The organism is Aeromonas sp. HMWF015 (assembly GCF_963878965.1).
In the GTDB taxonomy this organism is placed as follows: Bacteria; Pseudomonadota; Gammaproteobacteria; order Enterobacterales; family Aeromonadaceae; genus Aeromonas; species Aeromonas veronii.
In genome coordinates, this window is sequence record NZ_CAWNZT010000370.1 from 1 (window position 1) to 17,425 (window position 17,425).

Genomic DNA, 17,425 nt, shown 5'->3' on the forward strand with positions numbered 1-17,425 from the left:
GCAGAGCGTTGAGGATCTGAAAAGAAGGATCATTTTTGCAGGGTTTTACAGTTTGAAGTCGCTCTGAATAGCTGCAAAAAAACAGTAACCTATTGAATAAATTGGAGTGTTGGTGATTTTCGTGGGATTTTAAGTTGTGGGGTAGGATCTAATTTTCTGTAGGGGAACAGCAAAAAGACATTTAGTTTCAACTAGTTAGTTGCAATGATGGATGATCTGATAACTGAAATTTTGATAGGCGTTGATCAGTCTTGATGCCCTCCCCCTCCTATGGTCGTGGGGTCTGTTCGTCCAAATGATGCCGACTCGCACGGCCCCCAAAATATTGTTACAGTGCCAGCCCTCATAAAACTCAACAACCAATATGCGTCCTTAGCAGGGAGAAAGTGATAGTGATAACAAAATCACTAGCGTGGAAAGTGAGTGCAGCAATATCCACGCTTTTGCTACAAGGGATTAGTTTTGGCGCATGGGCTGGCGGAGAACAAGTTTGCACTTCAGAACAACTAGCAGCTATCAAGGCAAGTTTGCCTTCGGGCACCGAACTTACTGCCAGCGCATGTAAGACGTTACCAAACCAGCCAGAAGTGACATTGACCTCCTACATTTTCCCAGACCGTGCAGATCGCCATGATGAAATGTCTCTACCCACTAGTGTCTGGCGAGTAGAACTCATTTCCCAAGGGAAAGTACAACAGCGGTTTGAGGAGCCTATTGAAGAAGATGCCAGCATCAGAATTGGAAGTTCCAGTATATGGCTCGACACAGCTCCTTACCTACTGGCCAAAGGAGAACGGGCCTTTGGCGTAAGATTGGATATCGGCGATGGTCCCTCCTGTGCAGACGGTTTTAGATCCAGATTCTTACATCTATTCAGACAACATAATGGAACCATTCAACGCGTAATGAACGGCGCCCCTATGCTGCACACCTACATCCGAAAAGGCGTGCCTTGCTCACCAGAGAAGATTGATTTAGAACGAGGAATATCCTACATCCAAGTCCTGCCAAGGATATCTAACGGACTGCACGATCTGAGAGTAGTAACCAAAGCGAAAACAGAGACCATAGAGCAGGACGGCTCCTCTCAAACCTCCAGTCAAAGAACATTGAGCACCACACTGCGCTTCAATGGCCATGAATACCCGGTTGGAGAATGGAATAACTTACCGAGCGAGGAGTGGTGGAAGTAACCGGCCATACCATACCCCCGCGCGGTAAATTCCTCGGATATATACAGACCCCTATAAAAGCCTGCCTTCAGCAGGCTTTGTTGTTATGAAGCTGTGGACTCGACACAATCGCTGTCGCCACTTTGTCGCCATTTAAGCAAAAGAAAAAGGCCACTATTTCTAGTGGCCTTTCGTAACTCTTTGATTTTAATGGTGCCCGAGGCCGGAATCGAACCGGCACGACGCGAACGTCGAGGGATTTTAAATCCCTTGTGTCTACCGATTTCACCACTCGGGCACCGCAATCGGTATCAAGCTCGCGTGGCGGGCTTGTCAATATGGAGGCACGTTCCGGAGTCGAACCGGACTAAACGGATTTGCAATCCGCTGCATAACCGCTTTGCTAACGCGCCATGCAAAAGAGAGTTGGCTCTCGATTGTCTGAATTTGGAGCGGGAAACGAGACTCGAACTCGCGACCCCGACCTTGGCAAGGTCGTGCTCTACCAACTGAGCTATTCCCGCATTGGTCTGGCTGACTGCCTGACTACGAGGACGCATTCTAGCGATGTTCCTCGCCCAGTCAACCAGAAATATTTAATTACCTGATCGTTCGGGCATTTTTTGCCCTTTTTGAACAGTTTTAGCGTCTTTGGCCGTTTCCTGCCTCAAATCAGCGGAAACCTCACCTTGCGGCGCAGGTGACTCACAGCTTGGCGTGGTGGGTCAAATCGCCCCAAGCGGCCTTCATGTACTGGAACATCGACCAGAAGGTGAGCACGGTGGCGACATAGAGCATCACATAGGCGAGCCACACCATCCAGACGTTGTATTGCCAAATCAGACCGGTGAGCGACACCATCTGGATCATGGTCTTCCACTTGCCAATCCAGCTGACCGCCACCGAGGAGCGTTTGCCGAGCTCGGCCATCCATTCGCGCAGGGCGGAGATGATGATCTCGCGGCCAATCATGGTCATGGCGGGGATAGTCACCCAGATGGTGTTGTAGTGTTCGACGATGACCACCAGTGCCGCAGCGACCATGATCTTGTCGGCAACCGGGTCAAGGAAGGCGCCAAAGGCGGTGGACTGATTGAGCTTGCGGGCCAGATAGCCATCAAACCAGTCGGTGGCAGCGGCCAGAATAAAGATGATGGCGGCAGCCAGATAGGACCATTGATAAGGCAGATAGAACAGGATGACGAAGACGGGAATGAGCAAAATCCGGAAAAACGTCAACAGGTTAGGTATATTTGTCATTATTTTCAGCCACTTCTTGTACGTCGCTACATAGTGCGCCAAAGCCGATTTGCGATGCAACCGCACTGGCGCCCGTCTTGGTCTTTTTAATCCATCAATCTTCTCAAAATGCGAGGGCCATTATGGCATTTACGGCCCCCCCGCGTCACGGCTCTTGTGCATCAAGGAGTTAGCGATGTTGCCATGCCGCTAACCCTGCTCAGGCGCTGTGCAAGCCGTCGTGGATGGTCTGGGCCAGCTCCTGACTGATGCCGGGTACCTTGGCCAGTTCATCCACGCTCGCCTTTTTGACCTCCTGCAGGCCGCCCAGATATTTGAGCAGCGCCTGCCGGCGCTTTGGCCCCACCCCCGGAATATCCTCCAGACTGCTGCTGGTGCGGGCCTTGGCCCGTCTAGCCCGGTGGCCGGTAATGGCAAAACGGTGGGATTCATCGCGAATATGCTGAATAAGGTGCAAAGCGGGCATATCTGCCGGCAAATGCAGCTCTTCGTGGCTCTCCCCCATAATGAGCGTTTCCAACCCCGCCTTGCGGGTGACTCCCTTGGCAATCCCCACCAGCAGCGGGTATTTGCCGCCGAGAAACTCCAGCTGACGGGCCAGGATCTCTTCGGCGCGGCGCAACTGGCCGAGGCCACCATCAATAAACAGCACATCAGGCACCTTGTCCGGCTCCTGCTGCTTGCCAAAGCGGCGCTCCAGCGCCTGCTCCATCGCCGCGTAGTCATCACCGCCAGTGATACCGTCGATATTGAAACGACGATATTCCGATGAGAGCGGCCCCTCCCGGTTGAACACCACGCAAGAGGCCACGGTGCGCTCCCCCATGGTGTGGGAGATATCGAAACACTCCATGCGGGCGATGGGGCGCTCCAGCTCCAGCAGCTCTTCCAGCTGATCGTAGCGAGCGGTGATGGTGCTCTTGTGAGCCAGCCGCGATCGCAGCGCCGTCTCGGCGTTGATGGAGGCGAGCTTGATAAAGCGGGCCCGTTCGGCGCGGGTACGGCTAACCACCCGCACCTTGTAGCCTGCGGTCTGACTCAGGGTCTCGGCGATGACGCTCTCATCCTCCAACGCCACATCGAGCAGCACCTCGCTCGGGATCTGCCGCCCCCCCTGCCCCGAGAGATAGAACTGCAGCAGGAAGGATTGCACCACCTCGTCGAGCAGGGTATCGGCCGGCACTTTCGGGAAGTAGCTGCGCGATCCGAGCACCTTGCCCTGACGGATAAAGAGCACGTGAATACAGGCAGCACCTTGCTGGAAGGCCACCCCCACCACATCCAGCTCGTCCAGCACGTTGCCGCTCACCGACTGCTGCTCGGTGACCCGGCGCAGCGCCAGGATCTGATCCCGATAGCGGGCTGCCTCTTCAAAGCGCAGATCGCCGCTAGCGGACTCCATCTTGCCCACCAATTCGCCAATCACCTGCTGGTTCTTGCCCGCCAGAAACAGCTTGGCCAGCTCCACCTGCTGGGCATATTCGGCTTCGCTCACCAGTCCAGGAACACAAGGGCCAGCGCAACGCTTGAGCTGGTAGAGCAGGCAGGGACGGGTGCGGTTGGCATAGACCGCATCCTCGCACTGGCGTACCGGAAATATTTTCTGCATCAGATGCAAACTCTCGCGCACCGCGCCGCCGGAAGGGTACGGGCCGAAGTACTCTCCTTTGATCTTGCGGGCACCGCGATGGACGCCGATGCGCGGATGCTGGTGCGCGGTGATGATGATCCAGGGGTAGGATTTGTCGTCTCGCAGCAGCACGTTATAGCGAGGCTGGTACTGCTTGATGAGGTTGTGCTCGAGGATCAGCGCCTCGGTCTCGGTGTGAGTGACGGTGACCTGGATATCGGCGATCTGGCGCACCAGGGTGCGGGTCTTGATGCTGTCGACGTTGGTGCGAAAGTAGGAAGCGAGCCGCTTTTTCAGATCCTTGGCCTTGCCCACATAGATCACGGTGCCACCGCTGTCATACATGCGGTAAACGCCGCTCTGATGGGTGACGGCGCTCAGAAACGCCTTGCTGTCGAAGAGAGGTTCGGGAGAGAGGGTCATCAGCTACTCGGCTCACACAAAGGCAAAAATTGACGGGCAGAGCATACTGCCCCCGCCGCCTGAAAAGCAAAAGGACAGAAAAGCAAAAAGGCGGCACGCGCCGCCTTTGTGACCACACGCCACCCGATTAGAGGGTATCGGCATCCAGCATGCCATAGCGAATGGCCAGATGGGTCAGTTCCACGTCACCGTTGATCCCCAGCTTGCCGAACAGCCGATAGCGGTAGCTGTTGACCGTCTTCGGGCTCAGGTTGAGCTGCTCGGAGATATCGGTCACCTTCTGCCCCTTGGTGATCATCATCATGATCTGCAGCTCGCGCTCGGAAAGGGACTTGAAGGGATTCTCGTCAGCGGAGGCAAACTGGCTGAGGGCCATCTGCTGGGCAATCTCCGGGGAGATGTAGCGCTGACCGGAGTGCACCAACCGGATCGCCTGGATCATCTCGTCAGGGGCAGCACCCTTGGTCAGGTAACCGGCGGCGCCGGCCTGCATCACCTTGGTGGGGAACGGATTTTCTGAATGAATGGTCAGCACTATGATGCGCACATCGGGGCGGATCCGCAGAATTTTGCGGGTCGCTTCCAGACCACCAATACCCGGCATGTTCATGTCCATCAGGATCACGTCCGGATGGTGTTGGCGACAGAATGTAACTGCGGTCTCGCCGCTCTGTGCCTCGCCCACCACCTTGATCCCGCGCACATCTTCAAGAATGCGTCTTATCCCTGTACGCACCAGCTCATGATCATCGACCAGGAATACATTTATCACCCAAACACCCCGTTTTATCTCGTTTTAGCCGCCCGGTTAGGGTTAACAGGGCGTCTTGCATCATAACCAAACTCGTCGCTTTGGCAAACCATGCACGCCAAAAGTTTGAGAAAACCCATGTTTAGCGTTTAAAATCAAATAATTATATAAAATTTCAAAACAAAAAACGGTGCCTTGCGACACCGTTTTTCATGACTTGAGTGTTGTGGCCATCACTTGGCCAAAAAGGCGCGCACCTTCTCCAGATCGGCCTGGGTATCCACCCCGACCGGCGGCGCTTCAAGGGCCTGGGCGACGTGGATCTTCTCCCCGTACCAGAGCACCCGCAGCTGCTCCAGCGCCTCGACCTGCTCCAGCACGCTCGGTGCCCAGTCTACGTAACGCTGGATAAAGCCGGCGCGATAGGCATAGATACCGATATGACGCTGGTAGTGGTCACCAATCTGCTCATGGCTCTTGGCAAAGCGATCCCGATCCCAGGGAATGCTGGCGCGACTGAAGTAGAGGGCGTAGCCATCCTTGTCAGTCACCACTTTCACTGCGTTCGGGTTGAACGCCTCTTCGGCATCCTTGATCGGCACCGACAAGGTCGCCATCGGCGCCGTGGCGGCGGCCAGATTATCCGCTACCTGACGAATGATGGCGGGCGGAATGAGCGGCTCATCCCCCTGCACATTGACGATGATGGTATCGGCGGCAAAGCCGTAGTGACGGCACACCTCGGCCAGACGCTCGGTGCCGGACTGGTGATCCGGTGAGGTCATGCACACCTCGACGCCGGTGCTCTGCAGTGCCTGCTGTACCCGCTCGTCATCGGTGGCAACGATCACCCGATCGGCACCTGATTGCAGAGCTTTCTCCACCACGTGCTGCACCATGGGTTTGCCATGAATATCCGCAAGCGGCTTGCCCGGCAGACGAGTTGACGCATAGCGGGCAGGAATGACGACGACGAAATTCATGACGGCAGCTCATCGCTGTTGAGCGGACGGGCACGGTTCTCCAGTAGTACCGGGATCCCCTCTTCCAGCGGATAGGCCAGCTTGTCGAAGCGACAGACCAACTCATGAACTGCTTTGTTGTAATGCAGCTTACCCTTGCAGACCGGGCAGGCGATGATGTCGAGCAACTTGATGTCCAAAGCCAAAACGATACTCCTTCAACGATGTCGCGCTGGCGGCTTCATCACGCCAACGATGGATGTCGAGCAACCAGATATTCCATACGGGACCGCTATTGGTCCACTTCTCCCCCGCTCAGGCGAGAGAGATTAATCTTGCGCCCTGGTCGCGCCCTTTGCCTTCGCCCCCAGCTTGTGCAGCAGGACATCGAGCAGGGAGGCGGGCAACTCGGCGCTGACCGGCAGATACCACCAGTTATCGAGGGCAAACGCGCGGCACTTGACCGCATCCTTCTCGGTCATCAGCAGCGGCTTGCTGACAAAGCGCCCCACCAGCTCATCCCGATCGAAGGGATGATGATCGCCGTAGGCTGCCTGCTGATCCAGCTGATAGCCGAGCCCTTCCAGGGTGGCAAAGAAGCGGGGCGGATGACCGATCCCCGCCAGCGCATCGACCTGCCCCGACAAGGGGGCAGCCAGCGGTGCATCGTCGCGCACCCGGCGCGGGGTGTCGGCGACCAGTTGCATGGGGTACTCCCCCTTGCCCGGCTCGCCGCCGTTGCAGATGATGGCGTCCACCCGTTTGAGACGAGTGACCGGCTCGCGCAGCGGCCCCATCGGCAGCAAGCAGGCGTTGCCGAAACGGCGCGCTCCGTCCACCACCACCAGCTCGATGTCGCGGGCCAGCGCATAGTGCTGCAGACCGTCGTCGGTGATGATGATATCCACCTCACCGCTTTGTTCCAGCAGTCGTACCGCGTCGGCCCGTTTCGGGGCAACCACCACCGGACAGCCGCAGCGCCGTGCAATCAGCACCGGCTCATCCCCCGCCTGCGCCGTGGTGCTGGTCTCATCCAGACGATAGGGGTAATGGGGCGCCTTGCCACCATAACCACGGCTCACCACCCCGGGGCGATAGCCGCGGGCTTGCAACTGCTCCACCAGCCAGACCACCACCGGCGTCTTGCCGTTGCCCCCGACCGAAATATTGCCCACCACGATCACCGGCAAGAAGGAGCGATACCCCTTGCGCCAGCCATGACGATAGGCGTAGCGGCGGGTGCCGCTGATGATGGCAAACAGCAGGGCAAAGGGGGCCAGCAACCAGCGCCAGCCACTTTTGCGATACCAGAGCCGTTCCAGCATCAGGCCTTGCTTCCCGCGTTGCCAAACTGAATGGCGCGCAGCTGGGCATAGGTGCCGCGCTGTTCCATCAGTGCTTCGTGGTTGCCGCGCTCGACGATATGACCTTCGTCGATCACCAGGATCTCGTCCGCCTTCTCGATGGTAGAGAGACGGTGGGCGATCACCAGCGAGGTACGCGCCTTGCAAAGCTCGTCAATGGCCGCCTGAATGTGGCGTTCGGACTCGGTATCGAGGGCCGAGGTGGCTTCATCCAGCAGCAGAACCGGCGCATCGCGCAGCAGGGCGCGCGCAATGGCCACACGCTGGCGCTGACCGCCGGAAAGGGATGCACCGTTTTCGCCAACCACAGTGTCATACCCGTTGCTCATCTTGCTGACAAACTCGTCGGCGTGAGCGATACGGGCGGCCTGCACGATCTGGTCGCGGCTGTATTTGTCTTCTGCGGCGTAGGCGATGTTGTTGGCCACCGAGTCATTGAACAGGTGAACATGCTGGGAGACCAGCGCGTACTGCTTGCGCAGCTCGCTCAACTTGTATTCGCGGATGTTGATGCCGTCCAGCAGGATCTCGCCCTGATCGATGTCGTAGAAGCGGGTCAGCAGGCTGGCAATGGTACTCTTGCCAGAGCCGGAACGGCCCACCAGCGCCACCGATTTCCCCGCCTCCACCTTGAAGCTGACTTTGTGCAGCGCCGGGGTGTCCTTGGTCGGGTAGGTGAAGGTGACGTTGCGAAACTCGATCTCGCCGCGAGCACGCTCCAGAGTGCGGGTGCCGGTATCCTGCTCCGGCTCGGTGTCGAGCAGGCCAAACAGGCTGTGGCAGGCGGTGATGGCACGCTGGAACTGGTTGTTGACGTCGGTCAGGCTTTTCAGCGGCTTGAGCAGCATCATCATGGAGGTGATCATGACGGTAAACGTACCGGCAGTCAGAGTTGATTTGACACTGTCAATGGTCGCGACGTAGAGGAAGGCAGCCAGCGCGATGGAGGCCACCATCTGCACCACAGGACTGCCGATGGCATCGGCGGCGACCATCTTCATGGTCTGCTGGCGCATGTTGTTGCTGACCTGGAAGAAGCGTTTCTCTTCCACCTTCTGGCCACCAAACATCAGCACCTCTTTGTGCCCTTTGAGCATCTGCTCGGTGGAGGTGGTGATATCCCCTACCGCCTGCTGGATGTGACGGCTGATTTGGCGGAAACGGCGGCTGATAAGTCCGATGATGACCCCTACCAGCGGGCCAACCACCAGGAAAATCACCGACAGCTGCCAGGAGTGCCAGAACATCAGGCCGAGCAGACCGACCACGGTCGCCCCTTCCCGCACCAGGGTCACCAGCGTGGTGCTCGCCGCCGAGGAGACCTGACTGGCGTCATAGGTCACCTTGGAGAGCAGATGACCAGTGTTCTGACGGTCGAAGAAGCTCATCGGCATTGCCACCATGTGATTGAACACCTGCTGTTGCAGACGCATCACGACGTGGTTGCCAACCCAGGCCATGCAGTAATTGGAGAGAAAGTTGGCGACACCGCGCAGGGCCACGATGCCGAGGACGAAGAAGGGCATCCATTTCAAAACGGTGCTGTCGTTGCCATTGATGCCCTGATCGATCAGCGGCTTGATGGAGTAGACAAAGGTGGTATCCACGGCGGCGTAGCCCAGCATTCCGATGATGCCACCGACCAGGCCCAGCTTGCGATCACGGACATAACCGAGCAGGCGTTTGAATACTGGCCAGCTCTCTTGTGAGGTTTCTTGTTGCATGAATAGCCGTTAGTAATGGAAATGACGGGCTATTCTAGCCAAAGCGCAGGCTTACACCAAGCGCCGCCACCTATATCGCATTCCTACACGGCAGAAATGGCGGATTATTGCTCAAACCACACTCTCGGTCGCCACCACTCACCACTGCGCCGGTACCAGGGCCCCAGATCTCGCTCGGCGGTGACGCTCAAGCCCGCTGCGGTGTGCTCGACCAGAATCGCCCCTTGCTGACCGGTGATCCACTGGCGGGCATCCCGATAGCGGGCCACCACATCGGGACGGGGAAAGCCCCACTGATTCATAAAACCGGCGCTGTGGATCACATCCTTTGCCGCCACCGCCGCGACAAACGGGGGCGTGGAGGAGGTGCGACTGCCATGATGGGGGCTCACCAGCAATGTGCTGGCCAATCCCTCTCCCTCCAGTGCCACCAGTCTCAGCTCTGCCTGCCGTTCGATATCGGCACTCAGCAATATGCTGCGCTGCCCATCGCTGATACGCACCACGCAGCCATCGTTATTGCGCCCGCCACCGGGGCGTTCTGGCCAGAGCACTGCAAACGAGAGCCCCTGCCAGCGCCACTGTTGCCCACGCTGGCAGAGCGTCGTTCCCTCACTGAAGGGATAAGAGGATAGCTCGTGACGCACCGACATGGCGCTGAGTAGTCGCTTGCGATTGCCGGCATGATCCCGATCCTTGTGGCTGATGATGAGGCGATCAATCACCCGGATCCCCAAATGGCTTAGCTGGGGCAGGATCACCGCATCCGCCATGTTGTAGCCTCCGGGATAGCGATCACCGGTATCATAAAGGATGGCACGCTCCCCCTTGCTGATCAGCACCGCCAGCCCCTGCCCCACATCCAGCACCCGCAGTTGCCAGCGGACAGGCGTTGGCCAGAGCGCCAATAACAGCGCACACAGACCCGGTAGCAACAGCCAGCGTGCCGGGCGCCACTGCGCGGCGAACCAGAGCAGCAACAGCAAGGTGCAGAGTGGCAGCCACCAGCCGGGCAGTGGCCACCACAGTTGCAGTTGATCGGCCAGCCAGTTCAGGATCGTCAACACCCACCCGAGCCCCAGATCCGCCAGCCAGAACAGGCCATAGGCAAGCGAGCTGGAGAGCGGCGCCAACAGCACCCCAATCAACGCCAGCGGTATGATGGCGATACAAAAGAGCGGCACCGCCAACAGGTTGATCACCATGGCAAGGGGCGCTATCCCCTCGAACAATGCCAGTTGCAGCGGCAGCAGACCGAGCAGCAGCCAGAGCTGGATCTGCCACAGTCCCGGCTTGTCGTGGACATATCCCACCAGCAGCAAGATGGCCACCGCCAGAAACGAGAGCCAGAAGCCGGCCGAATAGAGGGCGAAGGGATCCCAGAGGGTCAATACCACAAAGGCCCACAGCCAGATGCGCCAGGCCGGCCACTCTCGCCGGCTCCAGCGCAGCACACTCCACACCAACACCATGATCAGGGCCCGCTCGGTGGCCACCGCAAACCCGGCCAACGCGCTGTAGACGGCGGCAAACAGCAGGGAGGTGATGATGGCGCCGCGCAGACCAAACAGCCTGCCCAGCCACCACCCGAGCACCGCCACCAGCGCAATGTGTTGCCCTGAGATGGCGATGATATGGGTCAGGCCGCTGCCGCGAAACAGCTCCCACTGGGCATCCGTGATACCGCTCTGCTCGCCAAAAGTGAGCGCCGCCAGCAAGGGGGCATGATCAAGTGGGCGCCAACTCTCGGTCGCGGCCCCCAACCAGCGTTCACGCCAACCCGCAGGTGCCTGTTGAATATCTATCACCCGACGCAGATTGCCGGTGGCGGTGATCCCCTTGCCCAGCAGCAGACGCCGCCCATCCAGCCCCGCCTCGTTGGCAAGACCGTGAGCCGGTTTCAACGAGGTCACCAGGGTGATCCGGCTGCCTACTGTCATGGCGGGTAATGCCTGATAGGCATTGACCCGGATCAGGGGCTCAGGTGTCACCGGTTGCTCGTCGAGGGTGCTCACCCGCAGCAGCAGCCGGACAAATTTATCCCCCTCGGGCTCTGCACTTTGCAGCTCTGCGGTTATCATGTGGCTCGTCTGATCGCCCAACCGCTCCAGCCAGGCCAGCCGATAGGCAAGATTGGCCTGCATCCAGAGGATGCCGAGCAGGAGAAACAGCCACCGCCAGGTACGGCAATATGCAAGGGGGATCAGCAGGGACAGCAAGAGGCCCCCCCATGCGAGTGAAGGTAACCATGGCCAGAGCAGTGAGGAGCTTGCCCCCAGGGCAAACGACAACAGACGCAGATCCATGGAGCAAGTATTTAGCAAGGTTTCAATATGCCCAAACGACTCATTAAACGCTGGATGCCCGATCAGCAAACCCTGAAAGAACACAAGCACCTGCGGCTGTTCGGCAAACTGCTGCTCGATGCCAACCTCTGGCACCTCAACCGCCGCTCGGCTGCCGGGGCATTTGCGGTGGGCCTCTTCATGGCCTGGGTGCCACTCCCCTGCCAGATGCTGCTGGCTGCCGGTGGCGCCATCCTGTGCCGGGTCAATCTGCCGCTCTCGGTGGCGCTGGTCTGGCTCTCCAACCCCTTTACCATGCCGCCCCTGCTCTATGGCGCCTATCTGGTGGGTTGCCAGCTCATGGGACATTCCGCGCAGCAGATCGAGATTGAATTCACCTGGGAGTGGCTGGTCTCGGTACTGGGCACAGTGGCACCACCGCTGTTGCTGGGCTCGCTGATCCTGGCCCTGCTCAGTTCTCTCATCGGTTACACCCTGATCCGTACCTTCTGGCGGCTCAGCACCGTGCGCCAGTGGCAAAAACGCAAGATGGCCCGCCCATGCTGAATCGCTGGTTTGCCCGCTTCAAGCTCGATCCCGAGACACTTCGCCAGCAGAGGTGGTTTACCCTGTTTGGTGAGCGACTGCTTGCCCCTGCCCTCTGGCAAGGGGGCACCCGCGCCCTGAGCGGCGCGGTGGCGGCCGGGATCTTCGCATGCTGGTTCCCCATCCCGATGCACTCGCTCATCGCAGTCGCTCTGGCGCTGGCATTCAGCCTCAACCTGCCGCTGGCGCTGCTGGCGGTCTGGTTCAACAACCCGCTCACCCTGCCGTTCATGTACCTCTATGCCTATCGCACCGGTTGTCTGGTACTGCACCAGACACCGGAGCCTTTCCACCTCAGCTGGACGCTCCACTGGCTGGAACAGGAAGCGGCGACTCTGGTGCCCCCCTTCCTGCTCGGCAGCCTGCTGCTGGCGGTACTCACCGCCCTGAGCGGCGGCGCCCTGACCGCGCTGCTGTTGCAACTGCGCAAGCTGTGGCAAGGTGCCCGCCACCAGTGAGTCCCCCCTTCCCATTGTTTGACTGTTTGACGATGAGCCGTTGGCGATCAAAAAAGCCCGTCACCAAGGTGACGGGCTTTTTCATGACATAGTGCCAGAGCACAAGGTGATGCGATTACAGCACCTTGGCGATCGCCTCGCACAGGGGATCGATATTGGCGCGGGTAATACCGGCTACGCTGATCCGGCCTGAACCGACGATGTAGATGGCAAATTCGCTCTTGAGGCGCTCAACCTGATCCTTGGAGAGGCCGGAGAAGGAGAACATGCCGTTCTGCTCGCGGATAAAGCTGAAATCCTGGCTCACGCCGAGGGCAGCCAGCTTCTCTACCAGCAATTCGCGCATCTCGCGAATGCGCACCCGCATGGCAGCCACTTCTTCGACCCACTCTGCATAGAGAGCCGGATCGCTCACCACGGCGGTGACCACAGCGGCGCCGTGTGACGGCGGGTTGGAGTAGTTGGCACGGATCACTGTCTTGACCTGGGTGAAGGCCACGTCGGCGATCTCTTTGGTCGCGCTCACCAGCGTGAAGGCGCCGACACGCTCGTTGTAGAGGCCGAAGTTCTTGGAGAAAGAGCTCGCCACCAGCAGCTCGTCATGGCACTCGGCGAAGATACGCAGGCCTTCGGCATCCTCTTCGATACCACGGGCAAAACCCTGATAGGCGAAGTCAAACAGCGGCAACCAGCCGGCAGCAGCACTCTGCTTGGCCAGCGCGCGCCACTGATCGCTAGTGGGGTCGATACCGGTCGGGTTGTGGCAGCAACCGTGCAGCAGCACCAGCTCACCCGGCTGCACTTCGGCCAGCGAAGCCTGCATGGCGGCAAAGTCGAGTCCCTTGGTGGCGGCGTCGTAGTACTTGTACCACTTGACGGTCAGACCGGCGGCCTGGAACACGCTGACGTGGTTGGCCCAGGTGGGATCGGAGATCCAGATGGTCTTGGCCAGACCGTTGCGCACCACGAATTCGGCCGCGATACGCAGGGCGCCGGTACCACCCGGCGCTTGCGCGGTCTTGGCGCGGCCGCTGGCAACCAGCGCAGAGTGCTGCCCGAACAGCAGTTGCTGCACGATGCGGCCATATTCGATATTGCCTTCAATACCGAGGTAGTTCTTGGTCTTCTCGTCGGTCAGCAGCTTCTGCTCGGCTTTCTTGACGCAGTGAAGAATGGGGGTAGCACCGGACTCGTCCTTGTAGATCCCTACGCCCAGATTGATCTTGTGGCTGCGAGAGTCAGCGCGGAAGGCTTCGGTCAGGCCCAGGATCGGATCCGCTGGGGCGGCAACAACCTTTTCAAACATGGTATTCCCTGTATTCCGTTGAGTTCGTTGGGTGGCAAAGCGGCTTGATAAAACAAAAGCGCTCATCTGGCGAGCGCTTCGTCAACTCTTTATATCACCGCGTTCAATGGGGGAAAACCGCTTTTTAGCTCGCTTTCAGGCCAATTTCAACCAACGGCATGCCACGCTGGCGCCAGCGCACACACCTCGGCCGACAAGCCACCATTGGACTCAACCAAACCGCTACAAACTGCTAACAATGACTTGGGGATCCGGCTCAGCTCCCAGGGCCGAGCCTCAGTCAAAGGCTGGGCATACGCGCTGAGGATGGGGGCCAGATCACGGGGCAACCACCAGCTGGCCGGACGACCCAGCCGCTGGGCCAGCGCCTGCAGCCGATCCACCCCGGCAGGGTCGAGGGCGGTGAGATGACTCCACAACACATTGGGGGGCAAGGCGGCCACCACCTGCTGCAAGGCTAGAGGAGCCGATGGGGGGGCCCACACCAGCAAGGTGCCGGGTTCAAGAGGCAGCTCGGCAAAGGCGCCAACGCTGTCTGTGGTGATCACCCGCTCGATACTCCCCTCCCCCCACAGGATCTTGCCAAGACCCGCCAGGGTGCGCTCGGGTAGGGCCACCTCCCCCAGCGTCTGCAACCAGGGGGCTGCGTCGATCAGGGTGCCGCCGCTAAAAAAGAGGCTGAACGGCTGGGCGGCGCGCAAGCGCAAAAGCTGATCGGCGCAGAGCCGGATCCCCTTGTCCTCGAAATCAATCTGCTCGTTGGGGGTGAAGTTCACTTCGCTCTTGCGATAGAGCGCCGCCAGCACCCGTTCGTTGACCAGCTCCCCCAATTGCCAGCCCTGAGCATGCAACCACTCCTCGGGCTCGGGGGGCGCGGTGGCGATCTCGGCCAGCATCAGCTCGCGGGTGAGATAGCGCCGCCCGGCCGGGGTGAGCTCATAGCTGTGGCTGCCATGGGCGAGCAGCAGCTGGTTATCCTTGAGCAGGCCCACCAGCGGTTGCCACTGGCGGCCACGGATCACCACAGGTGAGTGGCTCAGCAACTGCTGCGCCAGCGCCCGCCATTCGGGGTGACTAAAGTCGATCAATTACAATCCATCCCTGTCAGTGCTCAATCGGATAAACAAACAGCCTGAAAAGGTACCGTTACAGACCGATGACGCCAAGCCTCCCGCGCCAATTACGTGACCTCGCTCCCTGCAATATTCCCCAAACAGAAGAGCCCACCGTGGGGTGGGCTCTTTCTTGGATAACACTCGACGCTTATTCGACGTTGAGACGCAACTCGGCATCGTGCCAACCCAGTGGCAGGGTCAGCAACTGATCGATCAGCTCCCGGCGATCGGATTTCTCCAGATAGGCGAGATAGAGCGGACGGCTCAGCGGCTGGCCCCCCTCCACCAGATGGAGCGCCCCCTTCTCGAGGAAGGGGCTGACCATCCGCCGTGGCAGGTAAGCAGCCCCACCGTTGGCCAGCACGAACTGCAACGCCATGCTGGCGGAGCTGGAGTGCAGCACCGGGGTCTTTTGCAGGCTCTGCAAGCGGCTGGGTTGCGGCTCGAAGCTGGTGCCCCAGTCGAGGTGGATGTGCGGCATCTGCATCAGGTTGTCGGCATTGGCGGCCGGATCCCGGCTCACCAGCTCGAACACCAGCTCACCGATGGGATGCAGGGCAATCTCGTCGATCTTGGTGGGCTCGGAGAGCAGGGCCAGATCGAGGGAGCGCTCCAGCAACTGGCGGCAGAGGTGCTCGCGGGAGGCTGTTTCCAGCCGCACCGCCAAACCGGGCGCCAGCGCATAGATGTGATTGAGCCAGTCGTTGAAATCAAGCTCCCAGAACACCGCGGGCGCGCCGATAGCCAACTGCTGGCTGAATCCTGGCGAGAGCGCAACATCCTGCTTAGCGCGACCAAGGGTGTGCAAGATGGCGTCTGCGTAGGGCAGCAGACGCTCACCGGAGGCGGTCAGGCGGATGTTGTTGCGATGACGGGCAAACAGACTGACACCCAGTTGCTGCTCTAGCTGGCGGATCCGGAAACTCACCGCCGACTGGGTCAGGTAGAGATTTTCAGCAGCCCGGCCAAAATGCCGGGTCTTGCTCACCTCGATAAAGGTCCGAAGCAGCTCGGTATCCATTAATCGATGGACTCGTCACTGCCACCACCGCTGCCACCACCGACATCAAAGCTGCCGCCACCGCTGCTCTCTTCGCTGGCGCCGCCAACAACGGTGCAGAGGCGATGAACGCGCTTGGGACCGATCACTTTGAGGTATTTGAACCACACCTTGGCATGGGGGTTGGCACCGGCTTCGCCGGATTTGACCTGCTCGACGAAGGCGGACTCGACATCGTCACGGGGTGCAAGGTTGCCCTGGTAGAGTGCCAGCATGGCGGTACCATACTTTTCCAGACTGTCCGCTTCGGCCACAGTGAATTCGCCACTGCGACGCAGGCCACGGGGAAAATGTTTGAAGTCGTTGAAACGCTTGTCTGATTCGAAGCTCATAGTGCTCTTTTTTCTGGTTAGTTTGACCTTTGCGGGCAAGTATCATCAGGCCATCGCCGAGTGCAAAATCAATTTTCTCACTATGTTAATAAATATCTTTTATCGAAGTCACTTTGCCCCATCGCTGACGCCGATTTTGTGGCATAACACACAAAAAACGTTGATAAATAATAAACTTATGTAAACGTACAGCCAATTTGCACGTCACTTTTGGGACTGCGCAGGCAAAAATAAAGCGCCATACGGCGCTTTATTTATCACATCAGGTGAACCAGCTGAACCTTTGGTTCAAACATGCTTACTCAATCATGGCCGGTTGGGCCAGGTTGTCGGCACGCCACAGACGGTAGCGCACTTCATACTCCTGCGGCACGTAGATCACGAACGGCAGTTTTGAGTTGTAGTTCACGAAGAAGCCCTGACCGTAGATCTGGACGAAGGTCTCTTTCTGTTGGTTATCCGGGCACATCATCAGGGTGCTGATGGGGTCGGAGACTTTGCCCAGTTTCAGGTAGTTGTAGCCCCAGCCTTTGACGCTGTGCTGTTCCAGGTTGCCTGCAAAACGCGGTACGTTGCAATCAACCATCATCTTTTTGCCGACCTGCAGCTCGACCATCATGTCGGCTTCTTTCTCGACTTCAGGCAGGCGGATCACCACACGTTCCTGATTCACGTCAGCGGCTGGGAACATGCTGATATCAAATTTTTTCGGCTCGGCGGCGAAGGCATGGCCACCCAGCAACAAGGCGCCCAGCAGGCTAAAACGCAATACGGTTTTCATCTGTACCTCATGGGGTTGGTTCAACGCCGCTAGACTAACCGCTCTGCCGATTTCATGCCAGCGATCTGCTACGTAAAAACTGCGTAAAATGATGCAGATCCGGCACACCATGACGTGATCTGGCTATTTTCTGACAGGGCGCACACTCCCGTTACGGGAACCTGAAACAAAAAGCGAGGCCAATTGGCCTCGCTTT

General features: G+C 58.8%; 16 protein-coding genes and 3 tRNA genes. 3 read left to right on the forward strand and 16 right to left on the reverse strand.

Annotation, left to right across the window (positions count from 1 at the left end; translation table 11 throughout):
* Positions 1 to 392 precede the first annotated feature (392 nt).
* Positions 393 to 1,193, forward strand: a complete 801-nt coding sequence (locus tag AACS18_RS18915; RefSeq protein WP_146184796.1) for a hypothetical protein — start codon at positions 393 to 395, stop codon at positions 1,191 to 1,193.
* Positions 1,194 to 1,383: 190 nt separating this feature from the next.
* On the opposite strand, the gene AACS18_RS18920 is transcribed toward AACS18_RS18915, so the two are convergent.
* The 11 genes from AACS18_RS18920 to AACS18_RS18970 all read right to left on the reverse strand — a co-directional run bounded on the left by AACS18_RS18920 (position 1,384) and on the right by AACS18_RS18970 (position 11,592).
* A tRNA-Leu gene (locus AACS18_RS18920) sits at positions 1,384 to 1,470 on the reverse strand.
* A gap of 41 nt (positions 1,471 to 1,511) precedes the next feature.
* A tRNA-Cys gene (locus AACS18_RS18925) sits at positions 1,512 to 1,585 on the reverse strand.
* Positions 1,586 to 1,620: 35 nt separating this feature from the next.
* Positions 1,621 to 1,696 (reverse strand) — tRNA-Gly (locus tag AACS18_RS18930).
* A 181-nt stretch (positions 1,697 to 1,877) separates the two neighbouring features.
* Complete coding sequence (pgsA, locus tag AACS18_RS18935) at positions 1,878 to 2,432, reverse strand: CDP-diacylglycerol--glycerol-3-phosphate 3-phosphatidyltransferase (protein ID WP_058054001.1); 555 nt, start codon at positions 2,430 to 2,432, stop codon at positions 1,878 to 1,880.
* A 199-nt stretch (positions 2,433 to 2,631) separates the two neighbouring features.
* Complete coding sequence (uvrC, locus tag AACS18_RS18940; protein WP_108613037.1) at positions 2,632 to 4,485, reverse strand: excinuclease ABC subunit UvrC; 1,854 nt, start codon at positions 4,483 to 4,485, stop codon at positions 2,632 to 2,634.
* A gap of 127 nt (positions 4,486 to 4,612) precedes the next feature.
* The gene (uvrY, locus tag AACS18_RS18945) at positions 4,613 to 5,257 is read right to left on the reverse strand and encodes a UvrY/SirA/GacA family response regulator transcription factor (protein WP_108613038.1); all 645 of its coding nucleotides are present in this window, start codon (positions 5,255 to 5,257) and stop codon (positions 4,613 to 4,615) included.
* 212 nt (positions 5,258 to 5,469) lie between these two features.
* Positions 5,470 to 6,219: a 3-deoxy-manno-octulosonate cytidylyltransferase gene (gene kdsB, locus AACS18_RS18950; RefSeq protein WP_108613039.1), complete on the reverse strand. Its 750-nt coding sequence runs from the start codon at positions 6,217 to 6,219 to the stop codon at positions 5,470 to 5,472.
* Positions 6,216 to 6,404, reverse strand: coding sequence for a Trm112 family protein (locus tag AACS18_RS18955; protein WP_005347033.1), 189 nt, complete (start codon positions 6,402 to 6,404; stop codon positions 6,216 to 6,218). Before AACS18_RS18955 ends, kdsB begins: the two co-directional genes overlap by 4 nt.
* A gap of 123 nt (positions 6,405 to 6,527) precedes the next feature.
* On the reverse strand, positions 6,528 to 7,523 hold the full coding sequence (lpxK, locus tag AACS18_RS18960; RefSeq protein ID WP_108613040.1) for a tetraacyldisaccharide 4'-kinase: 996 nt from the start codon (positions 7,521 to 7,523) through the stop codon (positions 6,528 to 6,530).
* Positions 7,523 to 9,286: a lipid A ABC transporter ATP-binding protein/permease MsbA gene (msbA, locus tag AACS18_RS18965; RefSeq protein WP_108613041.1), complete on the reverse strand. Its 1,764-nt coding sequence runs from the start codon at positions 9,284 to 9,286 to the stop codon at positions 7,523 to 7,525. Before msbA ends, lpxK begins: the two co-directional genes overlap by 1 nt.
* Before the next feature lie 104 nt (positions 9,287 to 9,390).
* A complete protein-coding gene (locus AACS18_RS18970; RefSeq protein ID WP_181363330.1) occupies positions 9,391 to 11,592 on the reverse strand; it encodes a DNA internalization-related competence protein ComEC/Rec2 in 2,202 nt (733 codons plus the stop codon).
* A gap of 27 nt (positions 11,593 to 11,619) precedes the next feature.
* On the opposite strand from AACS18_RS18970, the gene AACS18_RS18975 reads away from it, so the two are divergent.
* Positions 11,620 to 12,138, forward strand: a complete 519-nt coding sequence (locus AACS18_RS18975) for a DUF2062 domain-containing protein (protein WP_108613044.1) — start codon at positions 11,620 to 11,622, stop codon at positions 12,136 to 12,138.
* Positions 12,132 to 12,635 carry a DUF2062 domain-containing protein gene (locus tag AACS18_RS18980; protein WP_108613042.1) on the forward strand — a complete coding sequence of 168 codons (504 nt, stop codon included), beginning with the start codon at positions 12,132 to 12,134 and terminating at the stop codon, positions 12,633 to 12,635. Before AACS18_RS18975 ends, AACS18_RS18980 begins: the two co-directional genes overlap by 7 nt.
* Before the next feature lie 115 nt (positions 12,636 to 12,750).
* On the opposite strand, the gene AACS18_RS18985 is transcribed toward AACS18_RS18980, so the two are convergent.
* The 5 genes from AACS18_RS18985 to eco all read right to left on the reverse strand — a co-directional run bounded on the left by AACS18_RS18985 (position 12,751) and on the right by eco (position 17,229).
* The gene (locus AACS18_RS18985; RefSeq protein ID WP_005347039.1) at positions 12,751 to 13,941 is read right to left on the reverse strand and encodes an amino acid aminotransferase; all 1,191 of its coding nucleotides are present in this window, start codon (positions 13,939 to 13,941) and stop codon (positions 12,751 to 12,753) included.
* A gap of 146 nt (positions 13,942 to 14,087) precedes the next feature.
* A complete protein-coding gene (locus AACS18_RS18990; RefSeq protein ID WP_181363331.1) occupies positions 14,088 to 15,029 on the reverse strand; it encodes a hypothetical protein in 942 nt (313 codons plus the stop codon).
* Positions 15,030 to 15,204: 175 nt separating this feature from the next.
* Positions 15,205 to 16,077 carry an HTH-type transcriptional regulator HdfR gene (gene hdfR / locus AACS18_RS18995; RefSeq protein ID WP_005337525.1) on the reverse strand — a complete coding sequence of 291 codons (873 nt, stop codon included), beginning with the start codon at positions 16,075 to 16,077 and terminating at the stop codon, positions 15,205 to 15,207.
* Positions 16,077 to 16,448, reverse strand: a complete 372-nt coding sequence (locus AACS18_RS19000) for a DUF413 domain-containing protein (RefSeq protein ID WP_005350885.1) — start codon at positions 16,446 to 16,448, stop codon at positions 16,077 to 16,079. The genes hdfR and AACS18_RS19000 overlap by 1 nt, the downstream gene beginning before the upstream one ends.
* A gap of 298 nt (positions 16,449 to 16,746) precedes the next feature.
* Positions 16,747 to 17,229 (reverse strand): serine protease inhibitor ecotin, encoded by a 483-nt coding sequence (eco, locus tag AACS18_RS19005; RefSeq protein WP_005337529.1) that lies wholly within the window; start codon positions 17,227 to 17,229, stop codon positions 16,747 to 16,749.
* Between the last annotated feature and the right edge of the window lie 196 nt (positions 17,230 to 17,425).

Coding starts and splice junctions, on each gene's coding strand:
- AACS18_RS18980 (WP_108613042.1), top strand. CDS start 12,132: ATGCTGAATCGCTGGTTTGCCCGCTTCAAGCTCGATCCCGAGACACTT.
- AACS18_RS18975 (WP_108613044.1), top strand. CDS start 11,620: ATGCCCAAACGACTCATTAAACGCTGGATGCCCGATCAGCAAACCCTG.
- uvrC (WP_108613037.1), bottom strand. CDS start 4,485: ATGACCCTCTCTCCCGAACCTCTCTTCGACAGCAAGGCGTTTCTGAGC.
- AACS18_RS19000 (WP_005350885.1), bottom strand. CDS start 16,448: ATGAGCTTCGAATCAGACAAGCGTTTCAACGACTTCAAACATTTTCCC.
- AACS18_RS18970 (WP_181363330.1), bottom strand. CDS start 11,592: ATGGATCTGCGTCTGTTGTCGTTTGCCCTGGGGGCAAGCTCCTCACTG.
- eco (WP_005337529.1), bottom strand. CDS start 17,229: ATGAAAACCGTATTGCGTTTTAGCCTGCTGGGCGCCTTGTTGCTGGGT.
- lpxK (WP_108613040.1), bottom strand. CDS start 7,523: ATGCTGGAACGGCTCTGGTATCGCAAAAGTGGCTGGCGCTGGTTGCTG.
- hdfR (WP_005337525.1), bottom strand. CDS start 16,077: ATGGATACCGAGCTGCTTCGGACCTTTATCGAGGTGAGCAAGACCCGG.
- kdsB (WP_108613039.1), bottom strand. CDS start 6,219: ATGAATTTCGTCGTCGTCATTCCTGCCCGCTATGCGTCAACTCGTCTG.
- AACS18_RS18985 (WP_005347039.1), bottom strand. CDS start 13,941: ATGTTTGAAAAGGTTGTTGCCGCCCCAGCGGATCCGATCCTGGGCCTG.
- pgsA (WP_058054001.1), bottom strand. CDS start 2,432: ATGACAAATATACCTAACCTGTTGACGTTTTTCCGGATTTTGCTCATT.
- msbA (WP_108613041.1), bottom strand. CDS start 9,286: ATGCAACAAGAAACCTCACAAGAGAGCTGGCCAGTATTCAAACGCCTG.